This is a genomic window from Nitrospira sp., assembly GCA_024760525.1.
In the GTDB taxonomy this organism is placed as follows: Bacteria; Nitrospirota; Nitrospiria; order Nitrospirales; family Nitrospiraceae; genus Nitrospira_D.
In genome coordinates this window covers 351,165-374,417 of record CP060499.1, presented here as the reverse complement: position 1 = coordinate 374,417, position 23,253 = coordinate 351,165, and the positions used below count along the sequence as shown (strand labels likewise).

At 54.9% G+C, this 23,253-nt stretch carries 30 protein-coding genes, 1 tRNA gene and 1 pseudogene; 8 read left to right on the top strand and 24 right to left on the bottom strand.

The window, feature by feature from the left end; all coding sequences use genetic code 11:
* Positions 1 to 102: 102 nt before the first annotated feature.
* Positions 103 to 1,383 carry an NAD(P)/FAD-dependent oxidoreductase gene (locus H8K04_01810; protein ID UVT16327.1) on the top strand — a complete coding sequence of 427 codons (1,281 nt, stop codon included), beginning with the start codon at positions 103 to 105 and terminating at the stop codon, positions 1,381 to 1,383.
* Positions 1,384 to 1,437: 54 nt separating this feature from the next.
* Here H8K04_01810 and H8K04_01805 read toward each other — a convergent pair whose 3' ends face one another.
* Positions 1,438 to 2,262, bottom strand: a complete 825-nt coding sequence (locus H8K04_01805; GenBank protein UVT16326.1) for a hypothetical protein — start codon at positions 2,260 to 2,262, stop codon at positions 1,438 to 1,440.
* A gap of 204 nt (positions 2,263 to 2,466) precedes the next feature.
* Here H8K04_01805 and H8K04_01800 point away from each other — a divergent pair, with 204 nt between their 5' ends.
* Together H8K04_01800 and H8K04_01795 are read left to right on the top strand one after the other, a co-directional pair.
* Positions 2,467 to 2,688 (top strand): hypothetical protein, encoded by a 222-nt coding sequence (locus tag H8K04_01800; protein ID UVT16325.1) that lies wholly within the window; start codon positions 2,467 to 2,469, stop codon positions 2,686 to 2,688.
* A gap of 128 nt (positions 2,689 to 2,816) precedes the next feature.
* Positions 2,817 to 3,323: a DUF3015 family protein gene (locus tag H8K04_01795; protein ID UVT16324.1), complete on the top strand. Its 507-nt coding sequence runs from the start codon at positions 2,817 to 2,819 to the stop codon at positions 3,321 to 3,323.
* Between the two features lie 66 nt (positions 3,324 to 3,389).
* Here H8K04_01795 and H8K04_01790 read toward each other — a convergent pair whose 3' ends face one another.
* Complete coding sequence (locus tag H8K04_01790; protein ID UVT16323.1) at positions 3,390 to 3,680, bottom strand: hypothetical protein; 291 nt, start codon at positions 3,678 to 3,680, stop codon at positions 3,390 to 3,392.
* A 332-nt stretch (positions 3,681 to 4,012) separates the two neighbouring features.
* On the opposite strand from H8K04_01790, the gene H8K04_01785 reads away from it, so the two are divergent.
* Complete coding sequence (locus H8K04_01785; GenBank protein ID UVT16322.1) at positions 4,013 to 4,759, top strand: ribonuclease H-like domain-containing protein; 747 nt, start codon at positions 4,013 to 4,015, stop codon at positions 4,757 to 4,759.
* Here the strand turns inward: H8K04_01785 and H8K04_01780 are convergent.
* The 18 genes from H8K04_01780 to H8K04_01695 form a co-directional block, all read right to left on the bottom strand.
* Entirely contained in the window at positions 4,723 to 5,925 is a 1,203-nt protein-coding gene (locus H8K04_01780; GenBank protein ID UVT16321.1) for a cation:proton antiporter, read from the bottom strand. The two genes, H8K04_01785 and H8K04_01780, sit on opposite strands and share 37 nt — an antisense overlap.
* Positions 5,925 to 6,350 carry a DUF4282 domain-containing protein gene (locus tag H8K04_01775; GenBank protein UVT16320.1) on the bottom strand — a complete coding sequence of 142 codons (426 nt, stop codon included), beginning with the start codon at positions 6,348 to 6,350 and terminating at the stop codon, positions 5,925 to 5,927. Before H8K04_01775 ends, H8K04_01780 begins: the two co-directional genes overlap by 1 nt.
* Before the next feature lie 216 nt (positions 6,351 to 6,566).
* Positions 6,567 to 6,956 carry a response regulator gene (locus H8K04_01770; GenBank protein UVT16319.1) on the bottom strand — a complete coding sequence of 130 codons (390 nt, stop codon included), beginning with the start codon at positions 6,954 to 6,956 and terminating at the stop codon, positions 6,567 to 6,569.
* Between the two features lie 804 nt (positions 6,957 to 7,760).
* Positions 7,761 to 8,192 (bottom strand): hypothetical protein, encoded by a 432-nt coding sequence (locus H8K04_01765; GenBank protein ID UVT16318.1) that lies wholly within the window; start codon positions 8,190 to 8,192, stop codon positions 7,761 to 7,763.
* The gene (locus H8K04_01760; protein UVT16317.1) at positions 8,189 to 8,701 is read right to left on the bottom strand and encodes a response regulator; all 513 of its coding nucleotides are present in this window, start codon (positions 8,699 to 8,701) and stop codon (positions 8,189 to 8,191) included. The genes H8K04_01765 and H8K04_01760 overlap by 4 nt, the downstream gene beginning before the upstream one ends.
* 58 nt (positions 8,702 to 8,759) lie before the next feature.
* Positions 8,760 to 8,951: a hypothetical protein gene (locus H8K04_01755; protein ID UVT16316.1), complete on the bottom strand. Its 192-nt coding sequence runs from the start codon at positions 8,949 to 8,951 to the stop codon at positions 8,760 to 8,762.
* A 598-nt stretch (positions 8,952 to 9,549) separates the two neighbouring features.
* Positions 9,550 to 9,903 carry a hypothetical protein gene (locus H8K04_01750; GenBank protein ID UVT16315.1) on the bottom strand — a complete coding sequence of 118 codons (354 nt, stop codon included), beginning with the start codon at positions 9,901 to 9,903 and terminating at the stop codon, positions 9,550 to 9,552.
* Positions 9,904 to 11,652: 1,749 nt separating this feature from the next.
* Positions 11,653 to 11,943 carry a hypothetical protein gene (locus H8K04_01745; GenBank protein ID UVT16314.1) on the bottom strand — a complete coding sequence of 97 codons (291 nt, stop codon included), beginning with the start codon at positions 11,941 to 11,943 and terminating at the stop codon, positions 11,653 to 11,655.
* Positions 11,944 to 12,414: 471 nt separating this feature from the next.
* Positions 12,415 to 12,747 (bottom strand): hypothetical protein, encoded by a 333-nt coding sequence (locus H8K04_01740; GenBank protein UVT16313.1) that lies wholly within the window; start codon positions 12,745 to 12,747, stop codon positions 12,415 to 12,417.
* Positions 12,748 to 13,333: 586 nt separating this feature from the next.
* Positions 13,334 to 13,816, bottom strand: coding sequence for a hypothetical protein (locus H8K04_01735; GenBank protein ID UVT16312.1), 483 nt, complete (start codon positions 13,814 to 13,816; stop codon positions 13,334 to 13,336).
* A gap of 64 nt (positions 13,817 to 13,880) precedes the next feature.
* The gene (locus H8K04_01730; protein ID UVT16311.1) at positions 13,881 to 14,165 is read right to left on the bottom strand and encodes a hypothetical protein; all 285 of its coding nucleotides are present in this window, start codon (positions 14,163 to 14,165) and stop codon (positions 13,881 to 13,883) included.
* A gap of 27 nt (positions 14,166 to 14,192) precedes the next feature.
* Positions 14,193 to 14,480, bottom strand: coding sequence for a hypothetical protein (locus H8K04_01725; protein UVT16310.1), 288 nt, complete (start codon positions 14,478 to 14,480; stop codon positions 14,193 to 14,195).
* A 219-nt stretch (positions 14,481 to 14,699) separates the two neighbouring features.
* Positions 14,700 to 14,999, bottom strand: a complete 300-nt coding sequence (locus H8K04_01720) for a hypothetical protein (protein ID UVT16309.1) — start codon at positions 14,997 to 14,999, stop codon at positions 14,700 to 14,702.
* Positions 15,000 to 15,113: 114 nt separating this feature from the next.
* Positions 15,114 to 15,395, bottom strand: coding sequence for a hypothetical protein (locus H8K04_01715; protein ID UVT16308.1), 282 nt, complete (start codon positions 15,393 to 15,395; stop codon positions 15,114 to 15,116).
* A 136-nt stretch (positions 15,396 to 15,531) separates the two neighbouring features.
* Positions 15,532 to 16,101 (bottom strand): Slp family lipoprotein, encoded by a 570-nt coding sequence (locus H8K04_01710; GenBank protein UVT16307.1) that lies wholly within the window; start codon positions 16,099 to 16,101, stop codon positions 15,532 to 15,534.
* Positions 16,102 to 16,252: 151 nt separating this feature from the next.
* Complete coding sequence (locus H8K04_01705; protein UVT16306.1) at positions 16,253 to 16,615, bottom strand: response regulator; 363 nt, start codon at positions 16,613 to 16,615, stop codon at positions 16,253 to 16,255.
* A 48-nt stretch (positions 16,616 to 16,663) separates the two neighbouring features.
* Positions 16,664 to 16,909 carry a hypothetical protein gene (locus H8K04_01700; GenBank protein ID UVT16305.1) on the bottom strand — a complete coding sequence of 82 codons (246 nt, stop codon included), beginning with the start codon at positions 16,907 to 16,909 and terminating at the stop codon, positions 16,664 to 16,666.
* A gap of 326 nt (positions 16,910 to 17,235) precedes the next feature.
* Positions 17,236 to 17,631: a hypothetical protein gene (locus H8K04_01695; GenBank protein ID UVT16304.1), complete on the bottom strand. Its 396-nt coding sequence runs from the start codon at positions 17,629 to 17,631 to the stop codon at positions 17,236 to 17,238.
* A gap of 293 nt (positions 17,632 to 17,924) precedes the next feature.
* On the opposite strand from H8K04_01695, the gene crcB reads away from it, so the two are divergent.
* The 4 genes and pseudogenes from crcB (at position 17,925) to H8K04_01675 (ending at position 20,566) form a co-directional block, all read left to right on the top strand.
* A complete protein-coding gene (gene crcB / locus H8K04_01690; GenBank protein UVT16303.1) occupies positions 17,925 to 18,320 on the top strand; it encodes a fluoride efflux transporter CrcB in 396 nt (131 codons plus the stop codon).
* A gap of 102 nt (positions 18,321 to 18,422) precedes the next feature.
* Positions 18,423 to 18,758: pseudogene (locus tag H8K04_01685) on the top strand (YnfA family protein).
* 280 nt (positions 18,759 to 19,038) lie between these two features.
* Entirely contained in the window at positions 19,039 to 19,626 is a 588-nt protein-coding gene (locus tag H8K04_01680; protein UVT16302.1) for a hypothetical protein, read from the top strand.
* On the top strand, positions 19,616 to 20,566 hold the full coding sequence (locus H8K04_01675; protein UVT16301.1) for a nucleotidyl transferase AbiEii/AbiGii toxin family protein: 951 nt from the start codon (positions 19,616 to 19,618) through the stop codon (positions 20,564 to 20,566). The genes H8K04_01680 and H8K04_01675 overlap by 11 nt, the downstream gene beginning before the upstream one ends.
* Before the next feature lie 158 nt (positions 20,567 to 20,724).
* Here the strand turns inward: H8K04_01675 and H8K04_01670 are convergent, their stop codons facing one another.
* From H8K04_01670 to pyrF, 4 genes are all read right to left on the bottom strand, one after another.
* A complete protein-coding gene (locus H8K04_01670; protein ID UVT16300.1) occupies positions 20,725 to 21,147 on the bottom strand; it encodes a hypothetical protein in 423 nt (140 codons plus the stop codon).
* Positions 21,148 to 21,852: 705 nt separating this feature from the next.
* A complete protein-coding gene (locus tag H8K04_01665; GenBank protein UVT16299.1) occupies positions 21,853 to 22,311 on the bottom strand; it encodes a sulfurtransferase in 459 nt (152 codons plus the stop codon).
* 79 nt (positions 22,312 to 22,390) lie between these two features.
* A tRNA-His gene (locus H8K04_01660) sits at positions 22,391 to 22,467 on the bottom strand.
* Between the two features lie 62 nt (positions 22,468 to 22,529).
* Positions 22,530 to 23,243 carry an orotidine-5'-phosphate decarboxylase gene (gene pyrF, locus H8K04_01655; protein UVT16298.1) on the bottom strand — a complete coding sequence of 238 codons (714 nt, stop codon included), beginning with the start codon at positions 23,241 to 23,243 and terminating at the stop codon, positions 22,530 to 22,532.
* Between the last annotated feature and the right edge of the window lie 10 nt (positions 23,244 to 23,253).

Sequence of the window (23,253 nt, the reverse complement as noted above, 5' to 3'; positions counted from 1 at the left end):
GAATAACCCTGCTAAATAGTACCCGGAAGACAGGAGCGCGCATGGGATGGGAGAAGTAGAAGAACATCTGCGACGGGAATTCTCTCAGCAGGAAGTATGGAGATGACCGATGACCTCGTGAGCATTGTCGTGGTGGGAGCCGGCGCAGCCGGGCTGACCGCTGCCATCGCTGCGGCGGAAACCCTGACAAAGGCAGGGCATTCAGGACAGGTGTTGCTGCTTGATGGCGCCAAACAAATAGGCGCCAAGATTCTGATATCTGGCGGTGGACGCTGCAACGTCACGCATGATGTCGTGACGCCAAGGGATTTTTTCGGCAATCGTTACGTGATCCGAAATATTCTTGCGGGCTTTTCCGTTGAACGAACCATTGCCTGGTTTGCGTCGCTGGGTGTTGCATTGAAACGTGAACCGACGGGCAAGTTGTTTCCCACGACCGACAAGGCGCGCACCGTACTCCACGCATTGCTCGAGCGCTCCCGCCTCACGGGTGTCGCAATATGTCCCGAGCATCGTGTGAGTGGCATGTCTCGGGCAAACTCAGAATTTCTCGTGGATCATAGCCGTGGGTCAATACGCGCGGATCGAGTCATCTTCGCCACCGGCGGCCGGTCCTTGCCGAGAACGGGAAGCGATGGATTCGGGTATCGGCTGGTTCGATCCTTCGGCCATCGGGTGACACCGACAGTAGCGGCCTTGGTCCCTCTGGTCCTCGATGACTCTATGTTTCACACGACACTTTCAGGCCTGTCACATGACGTGGAGCTGATCACTCTGGTGAGCGGTCGAGAAGTGGATCGGCGCACAGGCAGCCTACTCTGGACTCACTTCGGGATCAGCGGGCCGGTGGTCATGGACGCCAGCCGCTTCTGGGTGCTGGCGACATCTCAAGGCATGCCCGTAGATCTCTATGCCAACTTCGCGCCGAGTCGCACAGCTGAGGAGTTGAAGGCTTGGTTGGCCGCTCAGGCAACGGAGCATCCAAAGCGTTCCTTGGTCCGAACCATGGCGTTGCTGGTTCCGGAGCGATTCGCCTATTCACTCTGCCACCACTGCTCTTGCGACCCGCTGAAAGCTGCGGCTCAGGTCTCACGCGTCGATCGGCATCGATTACTGAATGCCCTGACCCGGTTTCGATTTCCGATTGAGCGAGACCGAGGATGGAACTTTGCTGAAGTCACGGCCGGCGGGGTGCCGTTGGATGAAATTGACTATCGGAACATGGAATCAAAGCTGGTTTCTGGACTCTACCTTGCCGGGGAGATCCTCGATTGCGACGGCCGCATCGGCGGGTTCAATTTTCAATGGGCGTGGACGACAGGATGGCTGGCCGGGCAGTCGGCGGCGAGGAGCCTGCTTACTGCAAAGATCCCATCGCTCTGACCGTGATCGACGGGTCGATTCGCGCACTCGACGCCGGTTCTCCGGAGTTGAAGGTCACCACACGCCCGCTTCTGCTTCCGAACAGACCTTTGCCCGCGGAAGGATTCGATACGATGCATCTCCTTCCTTCGTGGTCGGCCCATCCGAAGACAACATCGTCACCTGGAGCTTTTCATCGGTGAAGGCATCGTCATTGGTTCGCAACACTCCCTCGCGATTCAACATTTTGACCGCATTTGTGCGCGAGACGATCGGAGGATACTGCCTGAATTGATCCGCCGACACATAGGGAGCCTGAATGGTCACCGGGCGGCGTTTGACATAGATAAACTCACGCAAGTTGTCATCGAGGGGAGTCTTCAAGCTGACAACCACCGAGCTCGCTGCCGGAATAGTCGCGATCGAAAGGACATACAAGGGCTTCACGTCCGGCGGCGCTTCCCGGTTACCCGAGGCCATCAAACTTGGAGCAGTCAACACCTGCGTCCCCTGATTGATGGCGGGAGACCTCAGACCGACCCGGAGATTCGTGATGTCACGATCAGCCACATTTTCGAGCAACAGCTTGATCAAGACCCAGGCCTGCGGATCGGGCGCCTTGGCGCGACCGTTCGGAACAGGTTGCTCGTCACGGCGGATGCTGCAGTTGGACACGAGGTTGCGCCTCTCGAAGAAATAGAGCGTATTCATCCCCTGCGATTGGGATCCTCGTTCATACGTGTAGAAGGACACGCCGACATGAATCATCGTCGGTCTGAACCAAGCTACGACCGTGGGGAGCACAAACGGCACAAATGCGGCGAAGAGGCCGAGGATGACGACCTTGTTGAGCACGCTTTGCCGCCAGAACCAATTCCAGCTCTTCTTCAGCCATTCCATGAACATCTCGTCAAGTGTTGTAACACTTAGCGCATTCTAAAACATAGGTCTCTTGTCAGAAGTCCCGGGGAAACTGAACACCGCAAGGCAATTGCCTATCGGGGAACAGATGCGGAAACCGCCCCTGCGGAACCCTCTGGATATAACATCGCTCCCACACCGATCCATAGCCCATGCTATGCTGAACCGCTGGTGAGACTGTCTATGGATAGGAAGTCTGAAGAAGGATCACAGCAGACGTTTCGGCGGATTTCGATTCGATGGAAGGTCTTGCAAGCGCTCGGCGCCATTCTCATCGCGCTCGGCCTTTTTATCGACTGGGCGCCTCCGCAGGAGGCAACTCTGCCGGACACTTCCTCGTTCCTGATCATCCTAGGCGGGCTGCTCGGCGCGGCGGGGCTCCTCGCTGCATTCCGACACGAATAGCGCACACGTACAAAATAATTCGCTCCGAGCCAGGGCATTGTCTAGTCCATTCCGCATCAGGAATCCTGCAAAATGCGGTTATGGTCTCAAAACTCCAACAATTCACTCCATTATTTTAGGAGGACAGCATGAACGCTGGCGCGGCCCTATTCATTCCAGTGCTCTTGATGGGCGGAGTTTCTTGTGGTCCGACCACCGACACCATTGTAGCCCCATTCGACCTGACCAGCGACTTTACGTCGAGCACGTCGCCGGGGAGTAACGCCCTGCCCGGTTCTGCCAAGGCCCGTCAGCAATTGGAACGGTTCGTGGTCTATGCCTATGATAGCGTGAGCGGCGACATCGCGCGGGGCAATGGAGAATACGTGACCTCGCTGGCGGTTCTGGCAGGTGTACCGGCCGTGTCGCAAACGGCGTTCCGCGCGGAGATGCAGAGCCGCTATGCCTCGATGTACGATCCTAGCTTGTCGCGCAAACAGACTTGGGCGCTGATCGTAAATCACGCCTGGTCGGCCGGCTACGGACGGACCGCCGAGGGGCACAACTCTTCCACGATGACTGACTCAACGCAGGTCAGCTCTGGACAGCCGGACCCCTTACTAGATCTCACAGGAGAATCTCGCAAGCGGCTTTGATAGTAGAGTTCAGGTTCGCGGAGGTCTCGATGTGACGATCGCTTCTTTGCGGGTCATAGTGATTGTCTAGCGAACTCCCACCTGGAGTTGAACCGCGCTCACGCCATATGGGCTCATGAAGGCAAGCACTTTGTCTCCCGGTTTAAACTGGGCGCCGAGTTGTGTTTGTTGTGTGAGACTCAGAATATGAAGCTGCCCTTTATCGTCTCGAACAACCATCGTTCCCGGAACACCGGCTGAAATCGATACCACTTCTCCTTGCACGGGCGGAGCTGCCGGTGTGGAATTGGGTAAGCTGGCCATTGTCGAGGCCAATAATATGAGACCGCTTAGCATTCTGCCTGTAAGTCGTGACATGGCGACCTTCCTCTCTGTGGTGACAGCCCGTCCCACGCAAGCAGCTTACGCGCTCTCGGGTTGAACACTCCCCGATGATTGTACCAGGATGTCTGTCACTCCGGCGCACGAGAGCATGAAGATGTCCGTGCTCGAATCCTTTCGATTCACTATAACAAACACCAAACCCGCAACAGACCCAATCGTGGAAGTTGACCGCTGAAGCATCTAGTTCATCGTCCGATTTGTACATATGGACGTTGAAACCGGCATAGGTCCCGGTGGACAATTGGCCGGACGGGGTTGTGCGTTAACGATCCGGATATGTACGGACGAGTCTTGTACAGACTCACATGATTACATCCACTTTTTGTTTGCTTCCGGGAATAGGGCGTACCAGCGAACGGCGACTGTGGCTGGAAGGGATCGGCACCTGGTCTCATTTTCTCGCGGCCTCCTCCATTCGAGGCATCAGCGCAGGCCGGAAGGCATTGTATGACAAAGGTGTCGCCGAAGCTCATGCTCACTATTCTCAAGACGATGCGCGCTACTTTGGCGTGGTCCTGCCTCAGCGGGAGCAGTGGCGGCTCTATGAATGGCTTCGAGAACGCGCCGTGTATTTGGATATCGAAACGGATTCGTTCGGACACATCACCGTCGTGGGGTTGTACGGCCATGGTCGCTTCACCTCATTCGTTCGAGGTGAATCGCTGGATCAGCGGCAACTTGGGGAAGCATTATCGCAATACGATCTTCTGGTAACGTTTTGCGGGACGACGTTTGATGTCCCGATGCTGCTCGCGCACTATCCCGGCCTTCCCCTGAACCAACCTCATATTGACCTTTGTTTTGTCGGCCGGCAGCTAGGATATCGAGGCGGACTAAAGGCAATTGAGGCGCAACTGGACATCGCTCGCGCGGCAGATCTGCACGGCTTGGATGGTCATGACGCGGTCCTGCTGTGGAATCGATGGCGGCACTCCCATGATGAGGCCGCCAAAGAGCGGCTGCTCGGCTATAATGAAGCGGATTGCGTGAATTTGGAGCGGCTGGCCGACGTCTTCTACTCCGAGATGGTCCGCCGGTTAAAAGGCTGTTGACCCTCGTTCCGGGTGGGTGCTGAACCAGCCAGGAGGGTTTGCAGGATGGTGGGGCCGATCACCGAGGTGAGCAGCGACATGGCAATAATGATCGCATAAATCGTCCCAGAAATGACTCCGGCCTGTTGACCGAGACTGGCCACAATGATCCCGACCTCTCCACGAGGAACCATCCCCATTCCGACGATCAAAGCCGATTTCCTTCCGAGGGACAGCGCTCCCCCTCCACACCCCACAAGTTTACTGACCACCGCCAGCACTGTGACGATGAGGAGTGAGCCAAGGGCGGACCAGCTTGCCAGCGCCCCCACATCTACCTGAGCGCCGGTCACCACAAAGAAGAATGGAACCAGGAACGCCATAATAGGAGACAGTTGGTGCTCCAGCGTATGACGCTGTTGGCTTTCGGCGATCACCATCCCGGCCAGAAACGCTCCAATGATCGCGGCCAGGCCGATCTTGGCCGCAATCGCAGCCAATCCCAGGCAGAGAGCGAGAGAAAGCGTCAGCGGCGACAGTGGATTGATCGGGACATCGAGGAGCGCGGATTGTTTCCGCATGAGTTTGGTGCCGACCAGCGCAATAACAGCCACAAAGCCGACCGCCTGTACAAGGACGAGGCCAAGGTTGGCCAGGTTGACGCCGCCATCCTGCAGCGACGTGACGACTCCGAGGATGAGCATGGCGAGAATATCGTCAATCACCGCTGCCCCGAGAATGATCCGGCTTTCCAGGCGGTCCAAAATCTTCATGTCCCGCAAGATCTTGGCGGTAATTCCGGTTGAGGTCGCCACGAACGCCGCCGCAATAAAGAGGGATTTTTGTGTCGTAAAGCCCTCGCTCAGGGCCCATGCGGCTCCCATGACAAATGGGACGATGACGCCGGAAACTCCCACCAGCCCCGCGACTTTCCCTACTTTGCGAAGGTCATCGACGCGAGTTTCGAGTCCCACTGAAAACAGCAGGAGCACGACCCCCATCTCTGCCAGCGCCGTCAGCGGCTCATTGATCTGGATCCAGCCCAGCGCCGAAGGGCCGATGAGGCAGCCGGCCGCAATCTCGCCGACCACAGCAGGGAGCGTGAGCCGCCCGGCGACTTCCGCACCGACCTGCGCAGCCACAAAGACAATGAAGAGGGTAAAGAGGATGTCCGTCAGGTCATGCATCAGACGCTCGAGGTCTGTTGAAGCCGAGCCATCATGACCCTGGCCCGAGTGTCGAGGCTGACAAGGATCTCATGGAGGCTAAAGAGCAGGATGGCGCCTTCGCACATCATCCGCCACACCAGATTCCCCACCAGTAACACCATGATCCCTCCAAAGCGGGTGAGGATCGGGTCCGCCTCATACCCCCCGCTCAACGTTTCGGGTGACAGGATCGATATGACTCCCGCCGCAGTGATGAAGCAGGCTCCCACGATATACACCACCTTAATGAGATGTGGAGTCACCAATTCGCGAAAGGCAAAATACCCCCCGTAGAAACTGGTGTACACCACAGGCCGAACCGGCTGTGGGGCAAATGGATGCGCACACACCGAACATTTCGTGGCAGAGACATCGTTTTCCGTCAAACAGTCGGGACATTTCATATCTCCTCCTTCCGGCCGGCAGTGGATGGATGCGCGGATCCTCGAATGAGGGCCGCCTCGCTAGACGCTTTCCACATACTCGCTCCCAGCCGGTTCTTTTGCAAACTCTTGATATCCAGCCGCTGGTTTTACTCGCCTCATGGAGTGGCTCACTGTCCAAGCCGTCCGAGATACCACTTCGAGAGTTTTGAAGGTTGCAACTCGCGAGGTCGCTCCCTAGCTGTGGCCGCCCTTGCACCCTGAATCCGGCGACAACTGTGCCCGCACGACATCCAGCAACGTCTGCCGACTGAATGGCTTTTGGAGCGTCATCTGGGCTCCCAGATACGCGGCGACTTGGAGATAGTTCCAGTCCCCGATTCCGCCGGACATGGCGATAATCTTGGCAGTAAGGCTGGTGCAGCGGAGTTGCCTGATCAGTTCCAAACCGTCCATCCCGGGCATAAGGAGATCGACGAGCACGAGATCGACAGGTTCTTCACGCAAGAGACGGAGCCCTTCGTATCCATCGGCGGCTGTCAGGACAGAATAGCCCTCAATTTCCAAGGCCTGTTGAACATGTCGTCGTACTTCTGGTTCGTCTTCAATCACGAGCAGTCTCTGCATGATAGACCCCTTTTCACGGTCTGAAGGCCGACCGGTCAATCCCTCGGCTGCAGCGGCAGATCGATCGCCGCTCGCGAAGCCCTCAATCTCGCACACATGAGAACACCGGACATGGCGGTACCCTCTCCGGCCAGAGGCCCGATGACCGATGCACATGGAGATCAGAGTGAGATTAGGTCAGGGGCGGATGGAAGACCGAGGTGGCCAATACAGGCAGGTGGGGAACTGGATGCCTATCGACACGGAGACGCAGGGCGCTGAATGGATGGAGTTCAGGTACTGGAGGAAGTACCGAGAAATCCTCCGAAACCGATCCGGCAAGCATGTCTGAGGTTGTCAACAGACTGAGCAGAGTCACCGGGGCACCGAGCATCTGCGCGAGCACACAGACACAGAGAAGGAGGATGAGGCACACGGCAATCCGTGAAGGATCGATGAAGTCTGTCGCGCCGCTGATGGTCCGTAACACGTCGTTTGTTTTTCTCGGTGGAGGGCTCTCGTGCAAGAGGGTCAATGCAGAGACAATATCAGCAGAGAGCACCCTGACAGGCTGTCGAAGATTCAATTGTTACGACGAATTACCGTTTATCTCATGAAGGATGGCAAGTCAAGAGGCGGCCATTCTGCCGCGATTCTGGCGACTCAATTCAATGTCGAACATGGGGAAGCCCGCAGTCACCGCAAAGAAGACGGCCTCGCCAAAATCACGACTCGTTCGGCATGGACCAATCATAATATGTACATCCAGACACCACGTGAGCACCAGCTGTCCTGTGACTGAACCTCAATCGCCACGTGACGTTGCTAGGGAGCAGCCATCACGGGAATCGATGGATCAACTGCCAGCCAGATGTCGACGTACTTCTCGGACAGCGCGAGAGCCAAATCGGACCGATACAGCGTGTGATCTAACTCCATCGAGATGACATGAAACATCGCAAGGTAGGCATATTTGAGTGCAAGCGGCACATCATGTGCGACGACCTCTTGGCGACTTCGAAGGAGTCGTGCCCGATACTCATCGACGGCCTTGATGGCCATGAGCAGCTCCCGCTTGAGTTCAATCAGTTGTCCAGTGTCGCGTGAAGAACCCTTTCCCCTCGCCGCTCGAAAGTCTTGAACCCGTTGCTTATGGTCGGCGTAGTCCGCCACGAGGCTGAGCAGTTTGTCCTGTTCACCCGCCATCGCGAAAACAGGGGAAGTCAGAATCACGAGCAGTGCGAGTAAGCATCTCATTCGTATCGTTTCTCCTCAACGTGGTTGCCTCTCACACCGACAGGACGCGATGACGCCAGTTGCGCGCGCACGACCTCCAAGAGTTCCTGTCGACTGAATGGTTTCTGGAGCGTCGCATGAGCGCCTTGATACACCGCGAGATGCTCCCAATCCCCGAGACCTCCGGCCATGGCGATAATCTTCGCCCTCAGATGGGTCTGGTGGAGCATTCGAATCAAATCCAATCCGTCCATACCCGGGGTGCGGAGTTCAACCAATACGAGATTCACGGGTTCCTCACGAAAAAGGCGGAGCCCTTCGCGTCCGTCAGCAACTGTCAGGACACGGTGGCCCGCACCTTCGAGCGCTTCTTGAACATGGCGCCGTACGTCGGGATCATCTTCAATCACGAGCACTCGCTGCATAATGCACCTCACTTGATAATTTGAAGCCCCGACCGTTGCCCGAGTGACGGCCTGTTGATCGCCGCTCGCAAGGCCCTTCATCTCGACCCTGAGCGCATCGAACATGGCGGGATCGTCACGGCCAGGAGCCCGGTCGCCGAGACACCTCTTGTGCGGAGTGAGATTAGGTCAAGGGCGGATGGAAGACGGACGCCGCCAACACCGGCAGATGGGGAATCGTATGTCCGTCGGCACGGAGGCCTAGGGCGCTGAAGGGACGGAGTTCAGGCACTTGGGGAAGCATCGAGGGATCTTCGGAACCTGATTCCGCGAGCACATCGGAGGTCGTCAACAGACTCAGGAGAGTCATCGGCATGCCGACCACCTGTGCCAGCACACAGACACAGAGAAAGAGTGCGATCCACCTTGAACTCGTTCTCTGACCAATCGACGTCAGGGTCTTCACACCTGATATATATCTGGATAGAAGAAAATATTCACCAAGAATATCCCGTTCACAGGCATTCTCAATGGAACGAGAGCGTAGGGGAGCGGCTTCCCGAGATGCGATGGGGCCATGTGTAGGGGAATCACCGATCAACAAATGTCGCGGTGATGTTCTCGGCCCTCATGGGCGGAGTCCGAACAGAATGAGGAGTCGATCACAACTTGACGAAAGCTAAGTGCGCCTCGCTTTCATCCGAGCGCATCTCCCATCATATTTTGATACGAGGGACAAAGCATTTGAGCACGCCCATGAACAGATGTGCCATCCTGATTCTCTCGCTGGTTCTGTCAGAGTAGAACCCTTGAGCCCCTGTGGACCTCTGTGGGTCGCAGTGCTGTCGTTGAGGGAATAGCTGCTTGACTGGTGCAATGGCCATCGAGACCTCCGCATGCTGAGCAGTAGGAGAGTACGACCGTCATTCTAGTCAATGATCTCTTAGTGTGAACCTAGTAACAATCCCAGTGAGTCACGGAGCAGGCTCTGGATCACCGCTCACTCTGGAAGGGCTCTGTGGCGCTGGTGCCTGCCCCCGCGCCCTGAACCGTACTTTTCCTTCAGGATTACGCTGTTCTCTCGACGGAGACACGACTGGGCTTTTGCGTAGGGCCTTAGAATTCACCTTTTCGAATACGTCTCCAGCTCCTTGCTGTTGAGTGTCCAGCCGGGACGAATCGTCGCTCGCCTGCTGAGGCATTTGTTTGTGATTGAGCTCGGCACCCTTCGCTTCGTATGGTCCCAGCGACCCTTCCGCACGTGAACTGAACCCCGCCACGCTGATCGCAAGCATGAGCACATAGAGAAGATGGTTCCGTCGTCGCATACTTGTCTCCTTGTGAAGGATTTTCAGCGAGCATAGTGGACCTCGCGGGCCGGCGTACTAGGAAAGGACATAGGGAGGAGAGCAGCGAGCCGTCATGCCATGTTGGATTATGGGAAAGGCACAGCGTGGTCAGAGTGACATCCGAATCCTATGGATTTATGAGAGGTGACCTGTGACGGGCGGCCCGGGAGGAGTCTGAGGGACTAAGAGACTATGAGCTCAGAAAGGTACACGGAGAAAATAACGAGATGGGTCCATCAATCATCCAGCCACTCTAGAAATGTCCGTTGCATCGAATGATCTCTTTGGTGAGAGGTCAGGAATGATGTCTGGTGACTCGCGACCGAACAGTTCGCAAGGGCAGAGAAGCGCTCACGGATATACCGCGCGTCAGTACGCGGGCGGTTGAGGCCCCCAGCGCAACCCCGCGAGATCCGGATCTTCCCCCTCGACCGTCGGGCTCCGGTTTACTTTGTTGGCCTGACGTTGCGCGCGCCGCTCCTCCTTCGTCCGCTGCTTCTGTTGACGTGCGCGTTCGCGTTCACGTTTGCCGCTGGTAGTTTTTCCTGGTCCTCCGATGATGTCCTCCTTCCGATACAGCGTCGTAAGCCACGAGGCGTTCTAGGAACGGGTCCCGCGCGTTCGAGATGCCCGAGTTGCCTTCGGAACTGATGTACGGAGAGAGTCGTTTGCCAGACCACGAGCGAGTGTATCGGGGCTCAGCCCATGGCTTGAGGCGGAGATAATTTGGCGGCGAACATCCTCAATCGACGGTACGGACGAGGTTCCGGCCGAATCCTGCAGTCCCAGAAGATCCCAGCGTATCCTCGTTCTACGAATGCGTGCTTTCCGTCGGTGCGAGGGCTTTGACCACCACGTGGTACTCATGACTTATCTCTCGTACGAAATGTATTACCTTGCACATGGTCAATCATGTTCTTAGCTACGATCTTCGCGTTCAGAGAGGCTTCTCCCAAGTTGCGTTCGTCGTGATGTGGCCTGCTGAGCTTGCATCCGATACTACAGTTCAATGCAGGACTCGATGACTGAGACAAAGGCCTTTGCCCGACCACTCTACTGCAACCAATTATTCGATCGCACAAGGACGACACGAGGAAGGAAAGAGCGCGAGGATCACTGCTCGACGGATGAAGTGTATCATACGGAAGCCGAGTTTGCGAATAAGGGACCTACCGCTGCTACAACGCGTGTTCGCGCAATTATCCGGGTCACAGAAGCCGCTGCATGACTTTATCCTAGAATGTCTGCAGCCCTTTTGAGCAGTGAAGAAGTCAGACGCAAATGGAGCCGGCGATGGTGCCCGCTATTTGCGCCAATTCGGGAGGAAGAACACTCTGCGCGGGACACTTGTGCCGAAGCAGACCAACGACTGCGCGAAGGAGGCAGTCAGTCTTTTCACCCTGACCCCGTATGCTCCCAGAAGCGAGCCGGATTCGGCCCATGAAACCTCTGCAGGGGGCTCGAGTGAATCGACGATAGGTTTCGCTTCCTTCAGGGCTGCATCTATGGCCTCTTCGCGGGAAGGGAATCCGCCTTCAGGGCGCCCTGCGTGATACCTCCAACAGGTTTGTCGGAATTCAATAATGCGATACTCGCAATGCCAAGTCCCATCTGTTTGACGCCTGGGAACCAACTGGATGCTGCGATCCTTATAGTCCGGCATTGTCGTTTCTCGAGTCTCCGCCCATCCCTTGAACATGAGCCTCCTTCCGTCCCGCCGGCAGTTGGTCAGTGCGCCTGTCTTGCACGGACACTGAGGCCGTCGGTCCCTGCTCGAATGATCTTTCCAGGACTCGCGCGGAGCGTGGGGAGCACTGTATGTTCCATATACTCCTTGAGGTTCTCCGGGGGGAGATCGTTGACGAATTCACGGTCGAGCGCGAGTTCTGAAGTCTGCGCGCCATCGTGATAGACGAAGCGCTCAGTGTATGTGCCCGGAATGACATCACGGAACCACCTTTCAAGATACTGCTGTATGATTCGAATGTTTCCCGATTCACTACCGCCAGGATTCGTCATAATCCCTCCTGCTGGTCGATGTCTGGAACGTGTTCACCTGAGACTCCCAAATTGCAGAAGTTATGCCACTCGCCAAAATGGAATGGTCACAGTAGTACGTGCGTAGAGATGCCCTTGTCGAACAGGCGGTGCGTTCGCAGCTGCTGGTTCAGCAGAGGATGCGGTGCCGCTGTTGATTGATCAACAGCGCAATCGTCCGTACACGCAGCCGACGATAGGTTGGCGCCGTGAATTCGTGCGTCCCACTGGTGTTCTACGAATCCTCTCATGGTATCTGCTCAGATACCTGTCGTATCTCAATGGATACCAGGTGATGGCTTGCAACGATCTTCAAGGAAAGTCCCCGTTGGATATTCTTGAATTCTCGGATTCCGATGCAGGCATACGACCTTATCGCTCTTAAAGCATTCCGGTCTGTTTCGCTGTACTACTCGACGCACGTCCAGGCAGCCATTCCAAAAAATAGCATGCTCATGGTCGTTGCACGACCGTCACGGTCCATGCTCCCTCGCTGATAACCTTGAGCGAGTACGTCCCGCCCTGTTCTTGTGAAGCGCTCCCGCCTCCGCCGTGCTCTGCATAGGCAATCGCTGCGATGCGATTGCCTTCGCGGTCGAACGTTAGGATAGAGAGCCCTTCGTCACCCTTCCAACGCACCTCCCAGTGATCCTTGGCGGTGAAGAGGCCCGACATTTGGGTGCCTTTCGCGGATAACCGCAGCAGGATCTGCTCGTCCTCAGCGAACGCGGTACCCACGAGTATCAGACCACCGCACAGCACTAGGCTGGCAAAAACTCGACGCATGAGACTCCTCGCCGCTGTATCCCAGATCACATCGAAGCGATTGTAGCGAGTAAACCGCACACTCCCTACTAGGAAGGACCTTAGGTGGGCCCTCTGCATACTCCTCACCACCCTACTCGCCCTCCGTCGAGATGGTGTGGAGAAGATGAATGCGAGGATGGCCTTGATCGCATTCGGCCAGGCTCTTACCGCATATCTACACGATCAACGATAAGAAACTGTCCGTCTTCATCGTGAAGATCGGAGGCCGAGAAGAAACCTAAAGTCGATCAACATCGCTGTCGTTGACACCGTCGGCATCAGACTGACCCAACCTAGTAACCTGCCGTCATCAGCGCGAATACCACAATCGCTATCATGACGATGGCAATGGCGATCAGCATGAGCGGAGGATGAGCGCCAAACATTCCGGCCATGGGCCTACTCCTCGTTTAGGGGTGTGGACTCTCAGATCACCCTAAGCCATTGAGCTACCCAGTGTCTAATGGGAGGGACTTTGGCCCAGGAACTGTCTTCGTCACGTTACCCTCTGTCCTGTTGTTGACGAGCGGATAAGCTGAGGTTGCAAGCCTGATCGATTGCCGAATCAACTGATGACACGCTTCGCCTTTTTCAAGGCAGCCGCGGTGGCCTCCGTGACTGTAGCGAAGGTGCCATCAGCCGATCCGCGCCTCTTGCCGGTTGGGAGTTTGCCAGGTTCAAGAAGCATATACTCGCACTGCCAGCTCCCATTCGCTAGTTGGACAGGCAGCAATTTGATCGTGCGGCCATCAGAGTGGTAGTCGCGATACTGAAGTCTCTGAGCCGTAGTTCCCTCTGTCTGGACATTAAAATTGAACAGCGGTATACCCGAATCAATAATGCACTTCGCAGCTTTCAATGCCGCTATTTCTGCGTCTATAGAACTAGAAAAGTCTGCTTCGACATGCCCCTCTTTCAAATTGGATTTTGGCTTTAGGGCTTCCACAATAATTGAATACCGGCATCCCCATTGCCCATCATCCTGTCGATCGGGAGTCAATTTGATCATGCACCCGGCATAGTAAAAGTCGTTCAGAGGAGTGAACATTGTCGGTTCGATGGATCTTCAATCATCATCTTTTCCATGACAGCGTCTTCACCTCCTCTCGGCGCTACTTCTTCACGACTTGTGTGACAAGTTTCTGAGCACTGCCGATCGCCTGGCCCAGGAATCCGCCGACGGCTCGACCGAGCTTCCCCGCCTGACGACTCGCGGCCGTGGATCTTATCTTCTTGACTCCTTTCTTCAGTCGCCGGCTCGCTGTGGATGCACCACCACCCACGGTCTTCTTGAGTTTTCGAGCCGCAGCTCCCGCCTTGCCTCGCAGAGTCTTCTTTCCCTTTTGCATAAGCTCTTTCGTGGCATTCACGACGGTTTTAGTACGTCTCTTTTTCATGTGACCTCCCAATTTTGATGAACTTGTCTAAGCGAGACCATAGTCAATTGTTGCGGTGCCGTCAGGTGCCAGCGCCGCAATGAACCCATCATCAACGGTCGAGCCCGTGACTCGGTTCGCCTTGTTCCGCGTTCCGATCATTGTTGCGTACAGCGTGTGGCATGCGTCGCAAATCGCTTCAGTGAAAACATAGCTGTCGGCTGGTTCGCCATGATATGCACGGTAATCATTCACTTTCACCCACAAGGATCGGTTCGGATCATAGACTTTTTCACACAAGTTACAGAGGGTGACGGATTTTAGTCGAGAGGCCATAGGCTCACCTCCATAGCGGGACCCCTACCAAGCAGGATCCGTAACGGAGGACATTTTGTCATGAGTGAATGCGGATACTTGCTGGTAGGATCCCTAGCTGGACGATGTCTTACATACATAAGATGAGCTTGTCCGGCATTCAGTCGACAGGGAGTCAAAGTGATGAGGCACCCACACTGAAAAAGCCGCGTCAGTATCGAAAAGAACATGAATGGCCGCTTAGTGCTGTGTCCTGGCGATAGTGATCCCACCGTCCGAGCCGACCTCTATTCGCCTATCTGGATTCTCCAGAATTGCTGGAAACACCTGGCTGTCCAGAAACAGCTGTAATTTCGCATCGGGGTGAATATCATCCAAGAAATCCCGATTGAATTTCAGCTGCCAATTCTGCTTGCCGTTGTGAAAGACAAACACCGTCGAGAACTCCCCGCCGAAACTTACTATCCTGTAAAATCGATTTTCCAGGCTGGCGAGGATGATCTGAAGTTTCTCCGGATCGATGTGCTTCTTGTAACTCATAGTGTCCTCCATCCGGTGAACATAAAACATGTTCGCGGTATGGACATCGGGTTCAGTTGATCCCTCCGCCGATCAGAGGCCGGGTGGCCGATGCACACTGTGGGTGGAGCGAGATTAGGTCAGGGGTGGATGGAAGACCGAGGTGGCCAACATAGGCAAGACTGGTGTTGAATATCCGACGACGCAGAGCCGCAGGACACCGGAAGGACGCAGTTCAGGCACTGGAGGCAGTACTGATGGATCTTCGGACTCCGATTCCATCAGCATGTCGGCGATGGTCAACTCGCTCAGCAGCGTAACGGGCCCACCAAGCATCTGCGCAAACACACACATGCACAGAAGTCCCACAACAGCGAGCGATCCATAGCTCCGATACGAATCAGACCCGATTCTCATGTTTGGTATCGTCAACCTTACACGGGTGCCTACATCTACTTCAACTCTAGAACCGTCTCAGGTGGGTCTTGTACGTTCAGAGGTCGGATATGAAGCGAATCTCGAAGGAGAGACTGTCGGCTGCGCGCCTCGTTCGTTATGGGAATGGGTCCGATTCACGAATGAGCTCGGGCGGAGTCGTGGGTCCGTAGTTCTCATCCACACTGTGTTCCCACACTCCATCATGTTCTGAGGACATGCCCCACCCGCGTGCATATATCAACTTCAAGAGTGGCTGGCCTTCCGGACCCACCCCGATGACACGACCGACGATGGTCATATCGGCCCAATGCCGGTAGGAACTGGGCAATGTGTGATGGTTTTTTACGACGATCCAATACCACCCGCCTTCGTGATCGGTTGGGCTGGGAGGAAGCTGTGGCCGGTAATTCTCATTGAGCGGGCGATTCTTGACGTGCAACCAAAGGTTTCCACCCCGGATTTCCTCCTTCACGATGACAGCCCCCCATACGACCAGCCGACGTTGATAACGCTCGGGCTCGGCCGCCAGCGATGACAACCTGAAACTCGGGTCCGCTTCCTTCAGATATTTTCGCGGCACAACGGTGCACCCGACGAGCACGCACAGGGCCGATAGAAAGAGAATCTGAGTCAATCTGTGCAAGGGAATCCGCATACTGTTGAGTTTCGCGCTCTGAGCAGTCATGGCGTTCGAAATTTGTACCGAGCCATTTGGTGTGAACTATCTTACGTTCTTGGCACCCCAGCATCGTCCCTTATCCATCAAACGAACGGCAAACACAACCCCTAAGGTCGGCGCTCATTCTGAAGAAGTTGGCGTTGCCGTGCTGTCGTGGCTAGTGCTGCAGTTCATACTGCACTGCGTATAGCAACGCCTCGAGGTCCAGAGGTTTTGGAAAGGTATGCCGAGCCCCGAGGAGCTTTGCCTTCTGGAGTTCATCTGCGGAGTGCCCGCTCATGGCAATGACCTTCACGTCCAAGAACGCCCGGGTCAACTCCAAGATGACTTCCAGGCCGTTCATCTCCGGCATCTCCAGATCCGTGATGACCAAATCTACGGGCTGCGCCCGAAACCGTTCGAGTCCCTGCCGGCCATCGGCGGCCTCACAAACCTGATAGCCGGCATCTTCAAGATTTAGTGCCAGCAGAGTCCGAACCGACGTGTGATCCTCAATGATCAGGATGGTGGCCGGTCTCATAGCTTGTCCTTTTTCCGTGCAGGAGACCTCTCAGAGCCGCCGGTCTCCTTAAGCGGCAAGCGGTTCAGCCGACTCCGATTCCCACGGCAGTTCCACGATCGCTTCGACCGTCACGGCCCGGGAACTGACCACGACCGACTGGGCGTGGAGCTGACGGGAATGCTGCAGGACGGCGTCATCCCGGTGGCCACAATTGACGCAGCGCCAGCTGTGGCTCCACATCTCTCCATACCCGGCTTCCATATCGATGAGGTGCTCTTCCAGCATCAATCCATGACAGCGTGTACAAGTCATCACGGTCCTCCTCTTGGTAAGTGCGTCGTGCTTGAGTCAACCGTATCAGGAATGAAGATTCGAGCCAGATTCGAACGAGGTACGTCGAAAGGGGGGGGAGGTCCGGCGGTGGCCTGGTCAGCACGTCATTCGCGTTGCCATGGGCCTAGACAGCAGATTGACAACTCTTTGAGCCGCTGCCGCCCACACAGCAGGCGTCGACGAAGGCGAAGTGAGCAAGGTCCGCTCGCAGTGAGTGACCGGAGGTGGGCCGAGATACGGTTGATTTAGTGAAGAAGGCGACGGAAGAGAAACGCCAAGCCCATTCTTAGCGAGCACAGCGCCTGCTAATAGCAGTTTGTGAAAATGGGACGTCCCAACTGAGGAGACATACAGTCAATGGGTGGTCTCGCGGGATCCAATCTTCGGCGTCCGACGGCTTGGCGCAACCCATTCTCCAGCGCATCATCGACAAGCGCATTGATTTCCGTATCGGTCAGACTGGGATTTTCCTGTCGAAATTGTTGCTGAAGTGCCGGACGGTTGGTCGCGATGTACCGTTCACGGGCCTGTCGCGCCCCCTCACGGGCCCGCTCGTACAAGGCTTTGCGTTCCTCTGTCCAATAACTGTCAGTTCGATCGATATCCTGATCAGGTCCGGATTCGGAAGAGATGGCCTTGTCTGGCCTGTACTGGGAACATCCGCTGAGAAGGAGAATGATTAGAACCAGCGCGACTCGCATGATGGACCTTTGTATTGCTGGTGAGTGTCTACCGTCTTGGACTACTCCCCCGCGCGATGGGGACGGTTCATGAGGAGGATGACGGGTTCACCCCAATGCCCATAATAATGGTGTTAGGGAATGAATGATTTCAAGGGATTTTAACACCCCTAGAGCCACCAGCTAACACCCTGGACACTTTTCGCGCACGATATGGTAACGTTGGTCAAATGGGGATGGGGTTCCCCCGATAAGCGCCAATGTCGGCTGATGACTCCTACTGATGCGGCTCGAACGCGCATGAGGGAGTTGCTATGGGAAGTCATCAGGCACTTGCGTTTCTGCTGGTATTTATTGGCGGTGGCATTGGTTCGACGCTGCGGCACGCAGCCAATCTGATTGGCGCGTCTTTGTTTGGCCTCAATATTCCTGCCGGTACACTGTTCGTCAATATCAGCGGGTCGCTCGTAATGGGATTACTTGCGGGTTGGTTTGCTTTCCGTGGACACAGTGACCAGTTGACGCGGCTGTTCTTGACGACAGGAATTATCGGCGGGTTCACCACGTTTTCAGCTTTTTCACTGGAAGCAGCGTTGCTGTTGGAGCGCGGTCAAACTGTAGGCGCAACGCTGTACGTCATAGGCTCTGTTGTCACCGCAATAGCCGGAGTTTTCGCTGGCATCGCGATCATTCGGGCCATAGTTGGTTGATGGCCTGAATGGTGTAAGTGGATGAAGAGGCCGGTCCCCTTATACCGGCCTTGACCCTTGTCTTCTTCAAGTCTCACGCGCTATTGTCATCGCCTAGGGCCTATGTCTCTCCTCCAAACCACTGGGTTGTTCATCCTCACCGCTCTCGCCGAGATCGTAGGCTGCTTTCTCCCATATCTCTGGTAACGGAAGGGAGGATCAATTTGGCTCTTGGTTCCGGCAGCGCTCAGCCTTGCGGTATTTTCATGGTTGCTCACACTCCATCCTGCCGCAAGTAGGCGGGTATATGCCGCGTATGGGGTGTCTATATGGCAACGGCTCTAGTCTGGTTACGAGTCGTGGATGACGAGAGGCTGTTCAGTCTTCGACTGGACAGGAGCCGGAATCGACTTACTAGGCATGGCGGTTATCGTGTTTGGCTGGTCTGCCAAAGAGTAAGAACGCAGCTTATATAACCCACGTTCCCTATAGTAAGGGTGTTAAGGAATGAATGATTCCAATGACCTTTAACACCCTGGAGTCTGCAGCTAACACCCCTGGACAATTTTCGTCACCATCCATAAAAGCTACATCAATCGACAAGAATTTTACATATTGTTATTTGGTAAATATATGACTATATTGTATTTTGTATCAACAACTGCATGAATCTTTAATAAAATATTTGACATGATTGATCGGCGTAGTTATTATTAAGCTCAAGGAGGTTAAGTCCTTTATGAGCACGACCACTGTAGGAGAGCTGAAAAAACACCTGCGAGCCGGTAAGACGTATCGCCGAGCCGAACTTGCCCAATGGTCGAAAAGCTTGGACCGGCATTTAAAATTCCTGGTAGACGAAGGTTCGCTGAAAAAACTGCGAACCAGTCTCTACTACTGTCCTAAGCAATCCGTCTTCGGAGAAGTACCTGCAAGTGATCACGATTTGGTCCGCACCTTTCTCAAGGATGATCGCTTCCTCCTTACGTCTCCGAACACCTACAATGTCTTGGGTCTCGGTACAACTCAGCTCTACAATCGACGCGTAGTGTACAACCACAAACGGCATGGAGAATTTGAACTTGGTGGCCAAACCTACGATTTTCGGCGGAAGCACCATTTTCCTAAGAAAAATGTGACCGAAGAGTTTTTGCTCGTGGACATGATGAATAACCTGAACGAGCTTGCAGAAGACCAAGGGGAGCTACGCGCACGTACCCGTGAGAAAGCACAGAGTATGAACCCTGTGCGGCTCAAGCGAGCTGTACTCCAGTTTGCCGGTGCATCGACAAAGAAGTTCTTCTCGGAATTCCTTGATGTCCGCTGAACCCTTCCTACACGACCATAAAGACTTCAAAGACCTGCTCAGTATCGTCTCCAGGAAACACAACATCGTTCCTCAGCTTGTCGAGAAAGACTATTGGATCATGCACTGCCTATGGGGTATACAGAAGCAAGATCTAAGCTTTGAACTCAAAGGAGGGACTTCTCTTTCAAAAGGATTCGGAGTGATTGAGCGGTTCTCTGAAGACATCGACATCCGTATAAACCCACCAGCAGGGATGGATGTAAAGTGCGGGAGGAACCACGACAAGGATATCCATGTCGAATCGCGCCTGAGGTTTTTCGAGTGGGTTAAGGACACCCTTAAGATACCGGGCATCGTGTCCATCGAACGTGATACTGCTCACGACGATAAAATACAGTGCCGTAATGGCGGCATTCGCATGCGTTACACCAGCCATTTCACCCCTCTATCCGATACGAAGGATGGAATCCTGCTGGAAGTCGGTTTTGACGATACAACCCCCAATCAACCTATGACCATCTCGTCTTGGGCGTATGACCATGCGAGCGCAATGGTGCCCTGCCATGACACCCGCGCCATTGATGTAAAGTGTTACTGCATCGAATATACCTTTGTCGAAAAGCTGCAAGCTGTGTCGACAAAATTTCGCCAGCAACAACAAAATGGTGGCTTCCCAACGAACTTCATGCGCCATTACTACGACATATATCAACTATTGGCGCGATCTGAAGTACAGAGGTTCATAGGAACCTCAGAATATGAAGTCCGTAAGGAACAACGCTTCCGGCCAGGTGATAACAGGAAGATCAGCGAGAACGAGGCATTCTTATTGAGAAATCCTGTAACGAGGGAATTTTACACCAAGCAGTACCAAACGACACAATCCTTGTATTACAAGGGCCAAGTACCGTTCGATGATATCTTGGCGAGGATTGCGCAACATATTGATCGCCTATAAGTCGCATCAGCTATCTTGCCTGCGCCTCGACATCTTCGACAGTGACAAGCCGACAGCTCAGTGTGATCATCATGGTGGTGGCCGCTTGATGACTACGGTTATCATGACCCGCTTACAGCATCTCCACCAATCCTTGAACCGTCTTCGGCGCATTCCCTTCACTCCGATTGTTCACCGACCATCAGTCGAACTTTCCTCTGCAACTGCTCCAGAAAACGACCGCTTCGTTCATTGAAGTAACTTGATGCCAACTCCCGTGACTCCTCGATTGGAAGCTCTCTCAGGGCGCATCCTCTGGCTTCCGCCATGATGGTCGTGAACGCTTCGTCGATGACTTCAAGGAGGCTCCTCTGGGAAGTGAGTCCGAGATCCGGGAGATTTCTCAGCATATGAGCCACAAATTCATACAGGACCGTTTCGGCGCTCAAACAATAGGTCAAGGAGATGAGCTTTATCGCTGCTCCACTCCCTAACATGCCGGTGGAGGCCAGATCGGACTTGATTTGGTCTACGAGTGCGTGCGGTGGAAAATTATGTCGGTACTTTGAGGCATTCAGAATATCGGAGTAAAGCGGTTCCATGGATGTCAGAAGCTAAGACAATTGCCAGTTTAGCTGACACCCACACGCACAGCTTACCTTAAGGAATCACCTCACTTCAAGGAGTTGGGCATCGAGCCTCCTGTCCACATGTTACTGATACGAGAGATATGTTGGCTTTTCTAAAAAAGGCGGTGCGAGACGAACTCGTAGTTTTTAGTGAAGCAGCGACAGCGGCAAGAGCTTGGGAAATAGCGGAAGTGGGAGAGACCAAGACGGTTTGATGGTTCTCAAGGCTGAGAAACAGAAGTCGGGTTCTCGGGGCAATGAGCAGCGGAAGCACTACAGTGAGATGCTATCTGTTTATGAAGTTCTTCAACGTAGTATTCCAGAACTTGACACTCCTCAGGTGTGAGCTGTCCGCTCTCATGGGTGAAGCCAAACAAGTGTTCGCACGAACGGAGGAACTTCCCAACTTCCGGTCGGATGTTTTCCATGCGCGACCTTGTACCATAGGCATAGACAATGCGTAAACTGCTAAATCAGAACCGTTGAAAATACTTGTTCTCATCCCTTCAGATCTATGGCCTGCATCACCGTGAGATCATGGAGTTCGTCGTGATGTCGGCCTGAGCCGTCTCTGCAAACATCCTAGCGAATGCGACGGCCATGGAATCCGATCACATGTTGAGACGCGATGAGAGGCTGGAAGTTTGCCCTACATGGCGGGCGCTGCATGGAACACCCCTACTTCACAAACGGATTGGCAGCCTTTTGCCATTCGTCTAGGCTCATCACCACGGCAGTGACGTCGGTAAAACCCAGTTCCCTAAGGGATTTCGCCGCGAGAGCGGCACGGTTGCCACTCGAGCATTGAAGATACAGCGGCTTGTCGAGTTCACTCTTGGCAGGAAAGCCGACCTGTTTCCAAATCTGGAATTCGAGCATGCCGCGCGGAATGTTAATTGCGCCCGGCACATGCCCCGCTGCGTACTCGTCGGGCTCACGAACATCGATGATCAGCGCATTGGCAGGATTATCAACGATCTTTCGGTACTCAGGCATACCGATGGTCCTCACGTCCCGTTGCGCGGAAAGTACCTTCTGAGTGACACTTGAAGGATAGTTTTGCGCAAACCCGAGGACATGAACAAATGGGACCACAACGACCCCAATAACGGCGAGTGACCAACAGATTTTTCTCATCGCGTTCCTCCTTAGCCGCATTCACGGTGCCGGCATCGTCAGATCAGCTGAGCTATTCAGCGGTTGCCGGAAGGGCAAGTGGGGTGGATGACGGGTTTCGAACCCGCGACCTCCGGATCCACAATCCGGCGCTCTAACCAGCTGAGCTACACCCACCACGAGGGCTTGAGGAAGGATGATATTAACAAAGCGCGGATTGCCGTCGCAACCAAGACTCGTTACTGTCGTGCATCGAACGCCGCTTGCATTTCGGCCAGAACGGCGTCGACGGTTGCCGGTGGGTCTGCCGCATCACGAATCGGCCGACCGATCACCAGATAGTCTGCGCCGGACGCAATCGTTTGCGTGGGGGTCGTCGCTCTCGCATGATCGTCCACCCCCTTGCCGGTCGGCCGGACTCCCGGCGTGACGATCGCAAAACGAGGTCCGACTTTCTGCCTGATGGCTGACGCTTCTTCACCGGACGCCACGACACCGTCACAGCCGACTTCCGAGGCGAGCAATGCCCTCGCCGTGACCAGGTCCTGAACCGTCCGTTGTATCCCCATCTCCCGCAGATCCTGGCCGTCGAAGTTGGTCAACACGGTCACGGCCAGCAGCTTCAGCGATGAACCTTCCCGCCCTTGCACGGCCGCGGTGAGCGCTTTGCGATTGGCATGGACGGTGAGGAAATCCACGCCCATCCCCGCAACCCGGCTCGTCGCGCGACGGACCGTTTCTTCGATATCCAGAAACTTCAGGTCGAGGAACACCCGCATTCCTCGTTCCACAATCCGCTTCACCATCTCAGGGCCTGCCGCCGTATAGAGCTCAAGGCCGACTTTCACGAAAGAAATGTGCCCGTGGAGTCGATCCAAGAGTCGATCGGCGTCTGCCGCTGAAGGCACATCCAACGCAAAGATGAGTCGGTCGCGCGCTGCAATTTTCACCATGCCTTTGCTC